The organism is Mesorhizobium sp. (genome assembly GCF_965229135.1).
Taxonomy (GTDB): Bacteria; Pseudomonadota; Alphaproteobacteria; order Rhizobiales; family Rhizobiaceae; genus Mesorhizobium.
Genome location: NZ_OZ245860.1, coordinates 401,653 through 418,762, shown reverse-complemented (window position 1 = coordinate 418,762; position 17,110 = coordinate 401,653). Strand labels below are relative to the sequence as shown.

The 17,110-nt window shown below is 62.5% G+C and carries 15 protein-coding genes; 8 read left to right on the top strand and 7 right to left on the bottom strand.

The features are described 5' to 3' along the window. Nucleotides 1-2 precede the first annotated feature (2 nt). From ACO07C_RS01935 to ACO07C_RS01915, 5 genes are all read right to left on the bottom strand, one after another. Nucleotides 3-1,436, bottom strand: coding sequence for a UbiA family prenyltransferase (locus ACO07C_RS01935; RefSeq protein ID WP_421912546.1), 1,434 nt, complete (start codon nt 1,434-1,436; stop codon nt 3-5). A gap of 395 nt (nt 1,437-1,831) precedes the next feature. Beyond that, complete coding sequence (locus tag ACO07C_RS01930; RefSeq protein ID WP_421912545.1) at nt 1,832-2,539, bottom strand: hypothetical protein; 708 nt, start codon at nt 2,537-2,539, stop codon at nt 1,832-1,834. A gap of 22 nt (nt 2,540-2,561) precedes the next feature. After that, a complete protein-coding gene (locus ACO07C_RS01925; protein ID WP_421912544.1) occupies nt 2,562-3,254 on the bottom strand; it encodes a hypothetical protein in 693 nt (230 codons plus the stop codon). A gap of 415 nt (nt 3,255-3,669) precedes the next feature. After that, nucleotides 3,670-3,933, bottom strand: coding sequence for a hypothetical protein (locus ACO07C_RS01920; protein ID WP_421912543.1), 264 nt, complete (start codon nt 3,931-3,933; stop codon nt 3,670-3,672). A 161-nt stretch (nt 3,934-4,094) separates the two neighbouring features. After that, entirely contained in the window at nt 4,095-6,716 is a 2,622-nt protein-coding gene (locus ACO07C_RS01915; RefSeq protein ID WP_421912542.1) for a mechanosensitive ion channel domain-containing protein, read from the bottom strand. Between the two features lie 211 nt (nt 6,717-6,927). Between ACO07C_RS01915 and ACO07C_RS01910 the strand changes: the two genes are divergently transcribed. The 6 genes from ACO07C_RS01910 (at nt 6,928) to ACO07C_RS01885 (ending at nt 13,546) form a co-directional block, all read left to right on the top strand. Beyond that, complete coding sequence (locus tag ACO07C_RS01910; protein ID WP_421912541.1) at nt 6,928-8,187, top strand: sarcosine oxidase subunit beta; 1,260 nt, start codon at nt 6,928-6,930, stop codon at nt 8,185-8,187. Between the two features lie 53 nt (nt 8,188-8,240). Continuing rightward, entirely contained in the window at nt 8,241-8,531 is a 291-nt protein-coding gene (locus tag ACO07C_RS01905; RefSeq protein ID WP_421912540.1) for a sarcosine oxidase subunit delta, read from the top strand. Beyond that, nucleotides 8,528-11,521, top strand: coding sequence for a sarcosine oxidase subunit alpha (locus ACO07C_RS01900; RefSeq protein WP_421912539.1), 2,994 nt, complete (start codon nt 8,528-8,530; stop codon nt 11,519-11,521). The genes ACO07C_RS01905 and ACO07C_RS01900 overlap by 4 nt, the downstream gene beginning before the upstream one ends. Beyond that, nucleotides 11,514-12,116, top strand: coding sequence for a sarcosine oxidase subunit gamma family protein (gene soxG, locus ACO07C_RS01895; RefSeq protein WP_421912538.1), 603 nt, complete (start codon nt 11,514-11,516; stop codon nt 12,114-12,116). Before ACO07C_RS01900 ends, soxG begins: the two co-directional genes overlap by 8 nt. A 99-nt stretch (nt 12,117-12,215) precedes the next feature. Further along, nucleotides 12,216-12,689: a carboxymuconolactone decarboxylase family protein gene (locus ACO07C_RS01890; protein WP_421912537.1), complete on the top strand. Its 474-nt coding sequence runs from the start codon at nt 12,216-12,218 to the stop codon at nt 12,687-12,689. Further along, nucleotides 12,638-13,546 (top strand): sigma-70 family RNA polymerase sigma factor, encoded by a 909-nt coding sequence (locus ACO07C_RS01885; protein ID WP_421912536.1) that lies wholly within the window; start codon nt 12,638-12,640, stop codon nt 13,544-13,546. Before ACO07C_RS01890 ends, ACO07C_RS01885 begins: the two co-directional genes overlap by 52 nt. A 21-nt stretch (nt 13,547-13,567) precedes the next feature. Here ACO07C_RS01885 and ACO07C_RS01880 read toward each other — a convergent pair whose 3' ends face one another. Next, nucleotides 13,568-13,978 carry a VOC family protein gene (locus ACO07C_RS01880; protein ID WP_421912535.1) on the bottom strand — a complete coding sequence of 137 codons (411 nt, stop codon included), beginning with the start codon at nt 13,976-13,978 and terminating at the stop codon, nt 13,568-13,570. Further along, the gene (locus ACO07C_RS01875) at nt 13,975-14,484 is read right to left on the bottom strand and encodes a DMT family transporter (RefSeq protein WP_421912534.1); all 510 of its coding nucleotides are present in this window, start codon (nt 14,482-14,484) and stop codon (nt 13,975-13,977) included. The genes ACO07C_RS01880 and ACO07C_RS01875 overlap by 4 nt, the downstream gene beginning before the upstream one ends. A gap of 86 nt (nt 14,485-14,570) precedes the next feature. Here ACO07C_RS01875 and ACO07C_RS01870 point away from each other — a divergent pair, with 86 nt between their 5' ends. After that, nucleotides 14,571-15,464 carry a LysR family transcriptional regulator gene (locus ACO07C_RS01870; RefSeq protein ID WP_421912533.1) on the top strand — a complete coding sequence of 298 codons (894 nt, stop codon included), beginning with the start codon at nt 14,571-14,573 and terminating at the stop codon, nt 15,462-15,464. A gap of 175 nt (nt 15,465-15,639) precedes the next feature. After that, entirely contained in the window at nt 15,640-17,082 is a 1,443-nt protein-coding gene (locus ACO07C_RS01865; protein ID WP_421912532.1) for an MFS transporter, read from the top strand. Nucleotides 17,083-17,110 lie beyond the last annotated feature (28 nt).

The window sequence follows — 17,110 nt, the reverse complement described above, 5'->3', positions numbered from 1 at the left end:
GCCTACCAGCCCCCGATGACCAGCAGCACGGCGCCGATGAACACGACGATCTGGCTGCGCCAATCGCGGATGATGAAGACGACCGGATCGTCGTGCATCTCGTCGCGGCGAGCGAGGATCCACACGCGCATGGTCAGATAGAGAACGATCGGCGCCAGTGGCCAGATCAGCCAGGGGTGCGGGTAAAGCTCGCGCACAGCGACGCTGTCCATGTAGAGCGCAAGCACGAGCGCCGAGGAGAAGGCCGAGGCCATGCCAGCCTGGGCGACGATCTCCTGATCCTCGGTGCGGTAGCCGCGGCCCGCAATGCGCTCGCCCGCCGGAATGGCGGTCGTGCGCAATTCGACGTAGCGCTTTACCAGCGCCAGCGACAGGAAGAAGAAGATCGAGAAAGCCAGCAGCCAGAACGATACGGCGACGCCTGTTGCCGCTGCACCCGCCAGGACGCGGATCGAGTAGAGCCCGGCCAGCGTCAGCACGTCGACCAGCAGCATGCGCTTGAATGACAGCGAATAGGCTGTCGTCACGACGATGTAGCCGCCAAGGACGGCCAGGAATTCGATGGACAGTGCAAGGCTGGCGCAGACGCCGATTGCCAGCAGCACCACCATCGCGCCGATCCCGAACGGAATTGACAGGGCGCCGCTGGCGAAGGGCCGGTTGCGCTTGGTGGCGTGTTTGCGATCGAGCGCGAGATCGAAGAAGTCGTTGAGAATGTAGATGGCCGACGCCACCGCGCTGAACGAGACGAATGCCAGCATGCATTCCCAGATCATGTCCAGGCTGAAATATTGGTGCGCCAGCACCATCGGCACCGCGATGAGCGAGTTCTTCAGCCACTGGTGCACGCGCAGCATTCTGACAATGGTCCGGAATGTCGGCTTCGGCACCGGCACCATCTCGGCGCCATTCGCGGCCTGCCAGCGCGCGGCATGGCGGTCCGGCGCCACGACAATCGCGGTGCGGGCGGCATCGAACACCTTGAGGTCGTGCCGGCTGTTGCCGGCATAGTCGAACCCGCCGTCGCCATAGGCGGCGACAAGCGAGGCGCGTTTCTTGCCGGAGGTCAGGTTGTCGAGACCGTCCGTTGCCAGCACCCGGTCGAAGATGCCCAGATGTGATGCTATCGCATCGGCGAATTTGCGCGGCGTGCCGGTCGCCAGCACGATCTTGCGACCCTCGGCATGTTCGGCGCGAAGGCGCTCGAGCAACACGGAGCGATAAGGCAGAGAGGCCGGATCGATATCTATGCGCCGGGCAATCGCCTGCTTCAGGCGCGCCGGGCCGCCGGCCGCCCAGAAGGGCACGAGGAAGATGTAGAGCGGGTTTTTCTTGAGAAGGATGAACAGCCCTTCCCACAACAGGTCAGTCGCGATCAGCGTGCCGTCGAGATCGACCGCAAGCGGAATTGCGTTCCTGTCCGATCGCGCGTCCATGTCACGTCCTGCCCTGATAATCCGCATGCGCCGTGGTTGGGCGTCTTGTGCGAGTTATAGCGGGGATCGGCGTACTGAACGTTAAAGTTGTCGGCGGCAGGTCGGAAAGAGGTCCGTATTTCCCCCGTCATCGTTAAGCAGGTACAACCAGGATCGATAAAATGCCGATCGCGTTCCCCGCCCGCGCAATCGAGAACACCTGATTATCCATGAAATTCGTGACGCTGTGAAAGTCCGTCGGAAATATCGGACTGAGGGTTCTATCCCTGTTTGACCGCAGTACGGGCGATTGTGTCGCTCACGGTCTCGATCCGCCCTTGCGTCTCGATTGAAAACAAAAAAGTTGGCGCGCCTTGCCCGGCATGGCATCGGCCGACCACGGCGCCTCATTGCGGCTAAGTCTTTCGTCGGCCGTAGCTGGTCAGTTCGAACGTGTCATTTTGAACGACGTGACCATCCTGGCTAACAATCGTATTGCGCTTGACCCAGTGATCGATCGCGGGACTGTACCATGTCTTCATAGTGAACTCCGACTTGCGCGAAGAGTCATTGCCATTGCGCGCGACAAACTTCGTTTCAATAACGAAGACATCGAAGCTGCCAGCCTTGGTAACGACAGTTTCCTTGCCGGTCACGCGGGACTGGCCTGACTTTTTCCAGACTTGTCCCTTCGTATCGATTTCACTGGCTTTGAAAGTCCAGGATCTTCCAACCTCGAGAGGCGGTTGCACACCGCCGAAATTATGGGGCGACCAACGGCTCCCGCCGTCCCGCACAACATCCCAATACGTATCGTAGACAACGCTTTCGAGTTTGGACGAACCGGCAAACTCTACTCTGCAAGTGATGTCCTTGGGCGAAATATCGGTGACCAGCCAGGTACGGTTCTCCTTTACCGCGCCGGTTATGTCATCGACGATATCGTAACTCCAATGGTCACCGACGGCGGCCTGAGGCATGGCTACGGCGTTCTGTGTAGCCACCGTTTCGGGCGTGTTATCTTTTGCCTGTCCCGTGGTCGTATTCGTGTCCTCGGCAAACACTGATCCGCTGGAAAGGATGAGCGCCACCGCAACGAACAATGGCTTCATCTGTGTCATCATGGGCCTGCCGGATTGGGACATTTCACGACCGCCCGTAGTCGGTAAGCTCGATCGTCCAGTTTGATTTCACTTGCTTGTCTCGGACGGTTTTCTCGGAGCGCTTCACCCAGTGATTGATCTCCGGCACCCACCAAGTGGTGGTCGTGACCGTGGCTTTCTGGGCAGGGTCGATAGCACCGCGAATGTTGACCACTGTCTCGTATTTGATGGCTTTGAATGTGCCTGCATCCGTCGTGACGGATTCCTCACCAATAACCTTGGATGTCTCCAACCGTTTCCATAACGTCCGGGAGGCGCGTATGTCGGACGCCTTTGCATTCCAGCTGTCGTTGAGTTTCATCGTATCGTTCACGCCTGTGCCGTCATTTGGCTCGAACTTCACAATGTTGGTGCTTTTTACATTCCATTGCCGATCAAAGACGCTGTAAGTCGGGAAACTTCCTCCGAGAACCTTCACACTGACGCTCACGTCCGTTTTTCCAACGTCCGTGACCGTCTGGGTGAATTCGCCTTTAAGGTCGCCGGTAAGATTGTCCCGACTGAGATAAGTCCAGTGATCGCCGACGGCCACCGGGCGCATATCGGATGCAGAAGGGTCGGAGGAAGGCGGCTGCTGGATCTCCGAAGGCTTGGCGTCACTGGCTGGCGTCTGAGCGATTGCCGCCATGGGGGAAAGTCCAGCCAGTAAAATGCCAAACATAGCCAAGCGTTTCATCAATACCTCCCAGAATATATTGCCAACAACTGCTAAAGCACCGAACACCTCGGGCCAAGGGTTGGCAGATACACTTTTGCGTGACGTTCCAGCGAAGTCGTTCAAAAGACAGATCAGTCAAAAGGACAGATCGCTGCGAGCGACGGGCCAAAGGCTGCCAGCGCGCCAGGAGAATGGCCGAATCCAGGTGATCCAGCTCACGGCCATCGCCGCGGTCTGGACCCTGGAGCTGCCGGCCGGCGCGCCCGGGACCGATTGAGGGGGAGGCTGTCACGGCCTCGGGCGTCGGCAGGCTTCCGGCGACGAGCGCGGAGTATGCCGCGCCCCGGAGCCGTCCGACGCTGAGATCTTTCTCAACGAATGCATCGATCGCTGATGGTAAGTGCGGTTCCCGGAAGCGCTTTGTCCATTGCAACTACTTGATGCGGGCGACGCCACCCGAAATCTCGATGGTCTCCGAACCTGTAAGCGCCTCGAGGTCACCATTCGGCAAGGTGACAAAACAGCCGCTGGAGCAGAATTCCACGGTTTCGCCGGCGGCCAGCGCCAGCTCGGACTTGCTGCCGCCTTCGGTCACGATGAGCGTGCGGGTCTGCGCGTCCTTGTTGACAGCGCTGGCGGCATAGGCGGAACCGCCCGCGGCGAACAAGGCAACAGCAGCGACGAGAGACTTCCACATGTGCAATATCGGTGTTCCCACCGCCTCTGTTGCATTTCGCAAGGCATTTTCGCCCTTTGCATGCGAACTTATATGAGATGGAAGCTGAACCGCAACTGAATGCCGCATTCATGCCGCAATTCATTCGCGTGGCCTCGAAGGGCACAGGGGCGCCCTGAAACCTAGCCGGGATCAGGTTTCTTGCGGCGCGATTTGGCGAGGCGCCGCTTTTCGGCGTCGGCTTCGGCCTTGGCCTGCTGCTGCTCGACGAAATCGACTTCGATCTTGTCGTCGTCGATCGGCCATGCCGCATGTTTCTTGACTTCGACAACAGCGCGCGGCGTCGAGGGAATCTCGATGTGCTCGCTGTCGAAAGCCTCGAGAACGGCAAAGCGAATGTCGTTTTGCACGGAACTGCCATTCATGATGTCGGCCAGGAACACGCGGATCTCGAATTCCAGCGCCGCGGCGCCAAAATTCGAGAACAGCACGAAGGGTTCCGGGTTCTTCAACACCAGGGGATGACCGCGCGCGATTTCCAGCAGGATGGCATGCACCCGCTTGACATCGCTGCCATAGGCGACGCCAACCTTGATTTCGACGCGGCCGAGCTTGTTGCGGTGTGTCCAGTTGCCAACCGCGTTGTTGATCAGGTTGGAGTTCGGCAGGATGACCGACTGCCGCTGGAAGGTCTCGATCTCGGTGGCGCGCACGCTGATCTTCTTGACGGTGCCGCTGGTATCGCCGGCGACGATCCAGTCGCCGACCTTGAACGGTCGTTCGGCCAGCAAGATCAGACCGGATACGAAATTGGAGACGACGTTCTGCAGGCCAAAGCCGATACCGAGAGAAAGGGCGCCCGCGACAAGTGCCAGACTGGACAGGTCGATGCCTGCCGCCGAGATGCCGAAAAGGGCGGCAAGCGCCACGCCGGCATAGCCGACAGCAAGCCGGATGGAGTTGCGCACACCGGTGTCGACCTTGCCGCGCGCCATCACCGAGCCGTCGAGCCAGCCCTGGAACCACCGGGTCAGGAAGTAGCCGATGATGAAGACGACGATGCCTGAGAGGATGCCGGTCGCCGAAATCGTCACCGAACCGATGCTGACACCGGTCGCGAGTTTGTAGGCCCAGGCCTGGATATCACCTGGCTGGAAACCCCACATCAGCAGGATGAGCGGCAGGAAAACCAGCACGATCATAAGGTTGATCGCGACGCTGACCACGAGCCCGAGCTGGTCGAGCGCGGTATCCTCGTAGCTGGAATTGGTGGACAGCCAGCGCCCGACCGAAGTGTCGGCGAAGGCCCCCTCCTCGCCGATCGCACGCGCCGACAGGAAGCCGATATAGGCGGTGATCAGGGCGGTTCCGGTTACCACCACCTGCAGCGACACGAACAGCGCAAGGCCGATATAGCCGAGCAGTGCCGCTACGATTGTGAAGAGGCCCAGCGCGAGAGCGAGGTAGCGTAGCCAGGCCGGCCACGGACGCCAGCTTCCGTCACGCGCCCTGAACGGCTTCAGCATCGCCATCAGGATCAGGAGAATGCCGACGATGATGGTGGCGCCGAAGCTGCGGGCGATGGTCAGCGACAGCGGCGAACCCATCTTGTCATTGATCACAGACAGGAAGGTGTTCACACTGATGACCACGGCCATCGCCGTAGCCAGGCGGACCAGCCAGCGCGCCGGCCCTGTCTCGACCGGAATGAGCCGCCAGTTGGGCAGGCGCGGCGACAGTGCCGCATTCGTCAGCCGGTTGACGCAGAACACCACGCCGATGACGGTCGCCAGTCCATTGAGGAAGATGCCAATGTCACCGCGCAGGACGTTGTAATAATTGAAAAAGAAAACCGCCAGGACAAGAAAGGCGGCGACCGCCAGCGTTGGCAGCAAGGTCGACCAGAAAGCCACCGTCAACCGGCTGAGGTAGGAGGGATCCTCGACGGTTGGATCGGCCTCGAACAGCCGCCCGAATAGACGCCTGCTCCCGACCAGAAGCACCAGCGCCAGTCCAAGCGCCATGAAGGTCGCGGCCAGCATGGCCTGAAACTTGAACTTGAAAGCGAACGTCAGCCAGGACGATACCGCCTTGTAAAGACTGCCAAATTCGTCATTGGCGTCGGAAAAGACCTGCGAGCTCAGTGCATCGGTCAACACGTAGCGCTTGGTCAGCAGATTGCGGAAAAGCTCGCTGCGCATGTTGCCGATCTTGTCGATTAGACCGCTGATGCGGATTGACAGGGTTTGCGCGGCGGCGATGACCGCATTGATCTCCGCCTTCTCCGACGTCAGCGCCTGGCGTTCGGCGACGACGATGTCGGGTTCCGCCGGCTGACCGGCGGCAGGCACTGGGCCAAGCTGCTGGACCCTGGCATTGATCTCGGCGAGGCGCGGGCGGAAGGCAAGTGCCGTATTCAGCGACTCGCGCGACAATTCTTCAAGCTTGAGCCGGATATCGACGAGGCTGGCGTCTTCTTCTCCATCCTGCTGGATCTGCTTCTCAAGGGCATCCGTCTTCGACGTCAGGTCCTTGATCATCTTCTGCTGGTCGGCGATCAACCCGGTGGGAGACTGGGCGAGCGCGGGCGCTGCCGGAGACGGGCTCGCCGTCGGCGCTGCCGGAGCCGGATTTGCGGGAGCCGGGCTTGCCGCGGGCGCCTGATCGCCTTGCGCCGCGGCGGCCGGGCTGGTTGCTTGCGCTACGGGCGCCTGTCCCGCCACCTGCGCGAGAGCGTCCGCCGACAGCGGTGCCGATACGGCCAGCGTCAGGATCAGGACAAGGCGGAGCAATCGGAAAAGCATGATTTGTTTGGCGACTCGGGCATACGGCAAAGGCATTGAAAACAGCCCGTCCTTGATAAAGACGGCTATATCATGGAGCAAGCCATCGTATCCGCCATCCAGTTTGCCGGGTCTGGCGTCGGCCAGTTGAAAAGCGATGGCGCAATATTGGCTTTGCTCCCGCCGCCTGCTCTATAGTCTGCCGCATCGCCCGAACCGGACAAACATGCACATGGCAGAGTACTCGGCCTTTTCGCTGCTCGCGAACGCGCTCAAGGGAAACAAGGACTGGAAGCCGGCCTGGCGCAAGCCGGACCCGAAGGCGGCCTACGATGTCATCATCATCGGCGGTGGCGGGCATGGGCTGTCGACCGCCTACTATCTGGCCAAGGAGCATGGCATCACCAATGTCGCGGTGCTGGAAAAAGGCTGGCTTGGGTCGGGCAATGTCGGGCGCAACACCACGGCCGTCCGCTCCAACTATCTGTTGCCTGCGAACACCCGCTTCTACGAGCATTCGATGAAGCTTTGGGAGAACCTGTCGCACGACCTCAACTACAACGTCATGTTCTCGCAGCGCGGCTGCCTCAACCTCGCGCACACGCCGGCCCAGTTCGACGACTATGCAAGGCGCGGCAATGCCATGCGCCACCTCGGCGTCGACGCCGAGTTGATGACGCCGGGCGAAATCAAGCGCCTGATCCCGGCGCTCGACGTATCGACCACGGCGCGCTTTCCCGTCCTTGGCGGGTTGATGCAGCGTCGCGCCGGCACCGCCCGCCACGATGCGGTGGCCTGGGGCTACGCGCGTGGCGCGGACCGTCGCGGCGTGGATATCATCGAGAATTGCGAGGTCACCGGCTTCCTGCGCGATGGCGACCGCATCACCGGCGTCACGACCTCGCGCGGCGATATCCGCGCCAGGAAAGTTGCGGTCGCCGTGGCCGGCAGCACGGGACGCGTGATGCAACTGGCCGGTGTCGACACGATGCCGATCGAAAGCCATGTGCTGCAAGCCTTCGTCACCGAATCGCTGAAGCCGTTCATCGATACCGTAGTGACCTTCGGCATGGGCCACTTCTACATGTCGCAGTCCGACAAGGGTGGCCTTGTCTATGGCGGCGACATCGACGGCTACAACAGCTATGCCCAGCGCGGTAACTTGCCCATCGTCGACGAGGTGATGAGCGAGATGCTGGCTCTGTTCCCCGGCCTCGCCCGCGTGCGCATGCTACGCTCCTGGGGCGGCGTCTGCGATATGTCGATGGATGGCTCGCCGATCATCACCATGGGCCCCCTGCCCGGCATGTATCTCAACTGCGGCTGGTGCTATGGCGGCTTCAAGGCGACCCCGGCCTCGGGCTGGTGCTTTGCCTGGACCATCGCCAAGGACCAGCCTCACGAGTTCAACGCGCCGTTCACGCTCGACCGCTTCCATCGTGGCCTCGTCATCGACGACAAGGGCCAGGGCGCGAACCCCAGACTCCACTAGACAAGGCTTCAATAAGCAAGGCTTACCAGGCTAGGCTTCACTAGGAACATCCCGTGCTCATCACTTGCCCCTATTGCGGCCCGCGCGACGTCATCGAGTTTACCTACCAGGGCGACGCCAACCGCGAGCGCCCGAACCCGGCGTCGCAGAACCTCGATGCCTGGAACGCCTATGTCTACGACCGGTTGAACCCGGCTGGCGACCACAATGAATTCTGGCAGCATTCCGGCGGGTGCCGCGCCCATCTCAGGGTCATCAGGAACACGCTGACGCACGAGATTTCGAGCGTCGCCTTCGCGCGCGGCGATCATGCCTCGCGTCGCAAGGCGGAGGACAGGTCATGAGCCCGCGCCGCATCGAGACCGGCGGCCGGATCGACCGGCTTCGGACCATCCGTTTCACCTTCGACGGCGTGCAGTATACCGGCCACCCCGGCGACACGCTGGCATCGGCCCTGCTTGCCAACGGCGTCACGCTGTTCGGACGCTCGTTCAAGTACCATCGTCCGCGCGGCGTGCTGACCGCCGGCGTCGAGGAGCCGAATGCCCTTGTCACGGTGCTGAAGGGCGAGGTTCGCGAGCCGAACGTCCCGGCGACCATGGTCGAGATCCATGACGGGCTGACGGCGCTGAGCCAGAACCGCTTTCCCTCTCTTGCCTGGGACGTCAACGCGGTCAACCAGCTCGGCGGCAAGATCCTGTCCGCCGGCTTCTACTACAAGACTTTCATGGGACCGGTCGTCGGTCCATTGAAAGGCACGCGCTTCTGGATGTTCTGCGAGCATTTCATTCGCCGCGCCGCCGGCCTCGGCCGTGCTGGGTCGGCGGGGGATGCGGCGCGCTACGAGCGCATGAACGCGTTCTGTGACGTGCTTGTGGTTGGCTCCGGCCCGGCGGGGCTGATGGCCGCCAGGGCGGCCGCCGACCAAGGCGCGCGCGTCATCCTCGCCGAACTTGATCCGCATTTCGGCGGCTCCGCCAAATGGTCGGGCGAAACGATCGACGGCGTGCCGGCGGCGGACTGGGCAAGACGCTCTGCCGCCCAGCTCGAAGGCCACGACAATGTCCGCCTGCTGAAGCGCACGACGGTCTGGGGCTATTATGACGGCAACACGATCGCCGCGCTGGAGCGGGTTACCGACCACAAGGAGAGGCCCGCCAAGGGTGAGCCACGCCACCGCTACTGGGCGATCCGCGCCGGATCCGTGGTGTTGGCCACCGGTTCCTTCGAACGGCCGCTGGTATTTCCAGGCAACGACCGCCCGGGCGTGATGCTGGCGCATGCGGCCGAGCGCTACGCCAATGAGTATGGCGTGCTGCCGGGCAGCAGGATCGCGCTGTTCACAAACAATGACAGCGCCTATCGCGCGGCCCTTGCACTGAAGAAAGCAGGCGCCGCGATCATTGCCATCATCGATGTGCGTCCGGAACTGTCGAGCGAAATGCGTGCGCTGGCCGGCGAAGCCGGGGCCGAAATCCTCTCGGGCCACGCCGTCGTCGCCACGGAAGGCGGCAAGGCGCTGTCGGGCCTCAAGGTGCAGCGTTTCGACATGGCCAATGGCACGCTCATCGGCGAAGAGCGCAGCATCCACGCCGATTGCCTTTTAATGTCCGGCGGCTGGTCTCCAACCATCCATCTGGCCAGCCAGGCCGGCGCCAAGGCGGAGTGGAATGCCGCCCGGCAAGCCTTCCTTCCGCCGAAACCGACGCAAAAATGGGTCGGCGCCGGCGCCTTCAACGGAAGTTTCTCGACGGCCGAAGCGATCGCCGAAGGCCGCGCCGCCGGAATCTCCGCCGCCGGTGGAACCGAAACACCAGTGGCGTTGCCTGCTGTCGAGGCAGCACCTGGCAATCCCGATCCGGCTCCGGTGTTCGAGATCAAGGCCAAGGGCAAGAGCTTTGTCGACTTCCAGCATGACGTGACCGCCGAGGATGTCCGGCTGGCACATCGCGAAGGCTTCGTCTCGGTCGAGCATCTGAAGCGCTACACCACGCTTGGCATGGCGACGGACCAGGGCAAGAGCTCCAACATTCCGGGCCTCGCCATCATGGCGGAGGCGCTGGGCAAGCCGATCCCGGAGGTCGGCACGACCCGCTTCCGGCCCCCCTTCGCGCCGGTCTCGATCGGGTCGCTGGCGGCGGAGCGTTTTGGCGACCTGAAGCCCGAGCGGCTGACGCCAATGCACGACTGGCACTTGGAAAACGGCGCAACCATGTACTCGGCCGGCCTCTGGTACCGTCCGATGATCTATGGCCTGCCCGGAGAGACGGTCGAACAGGCCTATGTGCGCGAAGCCAGGACGACGCGCGAAAGCGCCGGCATCGTCGATGTCTCGACGCTGGGCAAGATCGCCGTGCAAGGTCCCGACGCCGCGGAATTCCTCGACCGCGTCTACACCAACATGTTTTCCACCCTGGCCGTCGGCAAGGCGCGCTACGGGCTAATGCTGCGCGAGGACGGTCTTGCCTTCGACGACGGCACCACATGGCGGCTCGGCGAACAGGATTTCCTGATGACCACCACCACCGCAAATGCCGGCAAGGTGATGCAGCATCTGGAGTACTTCCTCGACGTGATCTGGCCTGAACTGAAGGTCCACGTTACCTCGGTGACCGACGAGTGGGCGGGCGCGGCGATCGGCGGCCCGAAGGCAAGACAGATTCTGGCAAGCTGTGTCAAAGGCACCGCCGTTGACAATGCCACCCTGCCCTTCATGGGCATCGTGCGCGGCGAGATTGCCGGCGTGCCGGTGATGATTTGCCGGCTCTCCTTCTCCGGCGAGATGGCCTTCGAGGTCTATTCCGGCGCAGGCTACGGCACCCATGTCTGGGAGGCGCTGATCGAAGCCGGCAAACCGTTCGGGCTGGTGACCTACGGGCTTGAGGCGCTGGGTACGATGCGCATCGAGAAGGGCCATGTCACCGGCGCCGAGATCGACGGCCGCACCACGGCACGCGACCTGCATCTCGACTGGATGCTGTCGAAGAAGAAGCCGTTCATCGGCTCGGCAATGATGGATCGCGAGGGCCTGATCGCTTCCAACCGCCTTGAATTGGTCGGCCTGGTTTCGCTTGACAACAAGCCGCTCAATGGCGGCTCGCATATCGTCGAGGAACTCGACGAGGCCAATCCGCATGGCTCCATTGGCCACATCACCGCCTGCTGCTATTCGCCCGCGCTGGGCAAGCATATCGCCTTGGCGCTGGTCGAGGGCGGCAAGGCGCGCCACGGCACGCGCGCCTATGTCTCCGACCCGCTGCGCAATCGCTTCGGGCCTATCGAGATCGTCTCCAACCACTTCTTCGATCCGGACGGGAGCCGCATGCATGGTTGAGCGCCAGCTACCCGAACGCTTGTCACCGCTGGAACCGGAACTGCGCCCCGGCTCTCATGGCAATTTCGAGAATGGCGTCGATGTCATCCTCTCCGAAACGAGCCCAGGCTCGATCGTGCAGCTTGCCGCATGGCCGGGCGAGGAAAAGCTGCTGATGGCCGGCATTCGCGCGGTTACCGGCCTTGCCTTGCCCGACGGGGCCGGAGGCGGAAGCACGGACGGCGTGAAATCGGTGTTCGGCTTCGCACCGGGGAAATTCACCGTGGTCGACGAGGCCGAGGGTCTCGCCGCTTCCTTTACCAAGGTCGTGACCTCAGCCATCGGCACTGTGACCGATCTCTCTCATGGCCGCACCGCCATCCGCATCGCGGGACCGAAGGCCGAATGGGTGCTGGCGAAATTCTTCGCCATCGACTTCGCGCTGCCGGCCTTTCCGGTTGGTTCGGGACGCTCGACCGTGCATCACGATGTCTTCGCCCAGATCCAGCGGACCGGTGCCGACCAGTTCGACATCTACGTCTTCCGCTCGTTCGCACGGTCATTCTGGAAGGCGCTTTGCCACGCCGCCGACGAGGTCGGCTACGAGGTGGTCTAGGGCCGTCATCCCTTGGCGGCATGCAAAAAATCGCCGTCCATGTCACATCGGCGGTTTCCCGCTCGTCATGATCTCGCAACCAACAGAAGGATGCCGATCATGAGCGCCAAACTCGATTTTCTCACCGCCGCTCCCTCTCAGATGAAGGAATGGCAGCGCGCTTCCTTTGCCATTGCCTCCAGCCTGGAGCCCAGCCTGAGCGAACTCGTCAAGATACGGGCTTCGCAGATCAACGGCTGCGCCAATTGCCTCAACATGCATACGGTGTTTGCCCGCGAAAACGGCGAAACCGAGCAGCGCATCTACCTCGTGTCAGCCTGGCGCGAGGCGCCCTGCTATACCGACCGCGAACGGGCCGCGCTCGGCTGGACCGACGCGCTGACGCGGCTCTCAGAAGGGCATGCGCATGAGACTGCCTATGAGGCCCTGAAGGCGGAGTTCACCGATGAGGATCAGGTCAAGCTCACACTGCTGATCAATGTCATCAACGGCTACAACCGCCTCGCGGTCGGTTTCGGTGCATGGGTGGATCCCGCGGCCATAAAGGCTGCCGCGAAGGCGGCGGCGGCTTGACGACGAACGCTCGCTCCGAAGACGCCGCGGCGGCTTTCGAGCCGCTGCGTCCAAGGCTTGTCCGGGTCGCCTACCGCATGCTTGGCTCCGTGGCCGATGCCGAGGACATGGTCCAGGAGGCCTTCATCCGCTGGATGAAGGCCGACCATGGCGAGGTGCGCGAGCCGGAGGCGTTCCTGCGCCGCACGGTGACGAGGCTTTGCCTCGATCAGCTCAAATCCGCGCGGCGCCAGCGTGAGACCTACATTGGTCCATGGCTTCCCGATCCCCTCGTCGCTGATGACGAAGAGGAAGACGTCACGCTACCTCTGATGCTAGCGCTGGAGCGCCTATCGCCGCTCGAGAGGGCGGCCTTCCTGCTGCACGATGTGTTCGGAGTGGGATTTGAGGAAGTTGCGGATACACTGCAGCGTGACGCCGCGGCCTGCCGCCAGCTTGCCGGCCGTGCCCGCGCCCATGTTCGAGAGGCACGACCGCGATTCCAGCTGGAAAAGCAACATGGGTTGGCCCTGGCCGAAGCCTTTTTCGCAGCCTCGCGCAGCGGCGACCTGAAGGCGCTTGGAGCGATGCTGGCGGCCGATGTCAGCCTTCATGCCGATGGTGGCGGCAAGCGTCCGGCGGCGACCGCGCCCATCCTCGGCTTCGAGGCCGTCATGAAGACGCATGAACGGCTGGCGAACTTCTTCCGGCAAAACAGCTCGAAACTTGTTCGCGCCGTTTTCATCAACGGATTGCCGGGCTTCATCACGGTCGAGAACGACGGTGAGTTTTCCACCACCGCGCTTGGAATCGAGCACGGGAAGATCGCGGCGATCTATGTGGTGCGGAACCCGGACAAGCTGAGGCACCTGCACTGATGCCGCCTCGTCGCGTGCGGCTTATGCCTGGCGTGCAACGATGTGCCAGTCGGCGTTCTGCAGGACGACGCGATAGCCGTCGCAATCCTCGAAGGTGACGCCTTGGCTGTCCCAATAGGGATTGAAGGACCGCACCGGAGCATAGCCATGCTCTTTCATGCGTTGCACGGTCGCCTCCCAGTCACCGCGATCCGGCATGTAGAAGACGACCAGATTGTCGGCGGTAGGCGCCCTGCCCGCGTCGTGGCCATGGGCATGGGTGAATTCGAAATGATAGGCGCCGCCGGGCTGTCCGACCATGACGCCATCGAAGCCATCATGGTCGTCGAAGCGAAACAATTCCTGAAGTCCGAGACCATCGCGATAGAAGCGGATGACCGCCGCGAGATCGTTGGTCGGCCGCGCCACGCGCAAGACGAGATGAGGTTTCATTTCTGGTCTCCATTCTGGGTCGGATTTGAAGCCGGTTGGGTTGCTGGCGCAACGGTGCTTGCCCATTGCGTCACCACGAGCCCGGCGATGATGAACGCAAGTCCAGCGAGACGGGCGATGTTCACCGGCCGGTGTGCGAAACTCATCAAGGCGAAATGATCGATGACCATCGACGCGACCATCTGGCCGGCGATGACGGCAACGATGAAGCTCGCCGCACCCAGCTTCGGCGCCAGAAGCAGGGCGGCTGTGATGTAGACGACGCCAGCCGCGCCCCCGATCCAGATCCACCACGGACCGTTGAGTGCTGTTCCCACTGATGGAACGGGCAGCCTGAAGGCAACCATGAGCGGCACGATCAACACGGCGCTCACGCCCAGCGAAACGAACGTCGCCCAGAACGGATGGCCGAGCAGGCGGCCAAGCATCGCGTTCGCCCCGGCTTGGAACGGAACGGCCGCGCCCGCCAGCAACGCGGCGACGAGAAAGGACAGGGAACCAGGCATGAGATTATCTCCATATCGATCACACCGAGATAGATCATCAACCTTGCGTATGGAAATTCGATAATGGCACGCATAATATGCACGGGATGAATAGACTTGCTGGTGTCGATCTTAACCTCCTCGTCGTGCTGGAGGCCTTGCTTGCCGAACGCCACGTCTCGCGCGCGGCAACACGGCTGAACAAGAGCCAGCCCGCCGTCAGCCACGCACTCGCCAGGTTGCGTCACTTGCTTGGCGACCCGCTGTTGGTCAGGCGGTCTGGTGGACTTGAGCCGACGGCGCGCGCCATGGAAATCGCCCCCGCACTCGCCGAAGCGCTCGACCGGGTACGACACCTCCTGGCGCCGGCGGACTTCGATCCCGCGACAGAGCGCCGGACGTTTCGTCTGGCCATGTCGGATTATGGCGCCGCGGTCATGCTGCCCGCCCTGCTGCCTCTGATGCGGGCACAGGCACCGCATGTGGACCTTGTGGTTAGCCAGGCAAGCCGCGAGGTGATGGTTTCGCAAATCGTCGGTGGCGAGATCGATCTCGCCTTTGGCGTCTTTCCCGGTCTCGACCGGTCGGTGCGTTCGCATCGCCTGTTCGACGAGCGCTTTGCCTGTCTCGCCGATGCGGCGAGCCTTGGTGGCGGGCAGGCCATGGATCTGGCTGCCTATCTCGAGCGGCCGCACGCGCTTGTCGATTTGCGGGCCGATCGCCCCAACGAGATCGACGCGGCGCTGGCCGAATTGGGCCACAAGCGGCGGATCTGCCTGATCATTCCCCATTGGGGCGTGGCGCCTTACCTGATCTCCGGCACCGACCTCGTGCTGACCGTAGCCAGCAGGATACTGCCGGCGCCAGATAACGGGCTGTGCGTGTTCACCCCGCCTTTCGAAATTCCAGCATTTCAATTCACCCAGATCTGGCACAAGCGGCGCGACGGTGACCCCGCGCACCAATGGCTGCGGTCGCAGCTTCAGCATCTGCTTGGTTGAATGGGCGACGCGCTGTAGCGGCGCAGAATGTGCATCTGGCATCAATGCCAGCCGGTTCTGCCGCTAGAGAAATCCTCTCCAGGCGAGCATGATGAACAAAAATGGCCGCAAAGTCGGTCCAAGGGTCTAAAATCCCGTCTCTGAGTCGGCGCATTCGTTTGGTTCGCAAATCCCCATGACCGCAGAAATATCCGCCGGCGCCACGGATCGCGCCGATGTGTCGGCCAAGGCCTTGCTGCTGCTGCCGCTGACGGTCGCCTGCGGCGTGTTCATGACCAGCCTCGACCAGAATGTCGTGGTGACCGCACTGCCCGGCATAGGAGAAAGCCTCGCCCGGCCGGCCAGCCAGCTCGGGCTGCTGATCACCGTCTATGTCGCCAGCCTCATCATCTCCATGCCGCTCGGCGGCTGGGCGGCCGACCGCTTCGGCCTGCGCAACGTCTATTGTTTTGCCTTGCTGGTGTTCGCCGCCTCATCGGCGCTTTGCGGCGTGTCCAATGACATATGGATGCTGGTGGGCGCCCGCGCGCTGCAAGGTTTCGGCGGCGCCCTGATGGGCACGCTGGGCCAGGTCGTCATCCTGTCGACCTTTCCACGCAACCGGACGCTGAAGATCAACATGTACATCTCGGTCGCCAGCCAGACCGGACCGCTGGTTGGTCCGCTCGTCGGCGGCGCGCTGACCACCTACATTTCCTGGCGCTGGATTTTCTTCATCAACGTGCCTTTCGCGCTGGCGGCGGCAATTCTCGCCGCCTCGCTGTTTCCGACGGTGACCAAGCCAGTGCGCACGCCATTCGATTTTCCGGGCTTTCTACTGGTCGGCAGCGGCATGATCCTGCTTGTCTTCGGCATGGATTCGCTGGCGGCGAAAGACGTGGCCGGCGGCATGATTGCCGGCGAGCTGGCATTGGCGGTCATCATCCTGTCGATTGCCTCGTTTTACTGCCTACGCGTGCGCAATCCCTTGCTCGACCTCAAGCTTCTGCGCATCCGCACCTTCCGGGTCTCCTTCCTCACCGGCGGCGGGCTGGACACGATCGGCCTCAGCTCCGTCGCCTTCCTGCTGCCGCTGATGTTCCAGCTCGGCTTCGGCATGAGCGCGGTGCAGGCGGGATCGCTGACCTTCGTTGCCGCGCTCGGCTCGGTGCTCATGCGTTTCTTCATGCCGCGCGTCCTCAACCGGTTCGGCTTCCGCCGCGTTCTGGTCTTCAACACTCCGATCGTTGCCGCCATGGTGGCTGGGTTCGCCTTGATGCAGGCGACCACCCCGGTGTGGATCGTCCTTGTCTACATCTTTGCCTTCGGAGTTTTCCGCTCGATACAGTGGGCATCGACCGGAAACCTGGCCTATTCCGACATCGCGCCCGAACAGCTCGCCCGCTTCAGCGCGCTCTATTATATTCTCTGGCAGTTGGCGGTAGCGATCAGCGTCGGTCTGGCTGCGGCGACGCTGTCATTCCTGGCGGGCGGCGGCCCCGCCGCGAGCAGCGACTTCCGGATCCTGTTCCTCATCGAGGGCGGCATCACGCTTTGCGCGCTGCTTGCCTACCTCAAGCTGACGCCCCAGGACGGCGCTCATGTCAGCGGCCATGGCATGCAGATGAACACCGAATAGGATCGTCGCCTGCTTGCCGGCTCGGCCG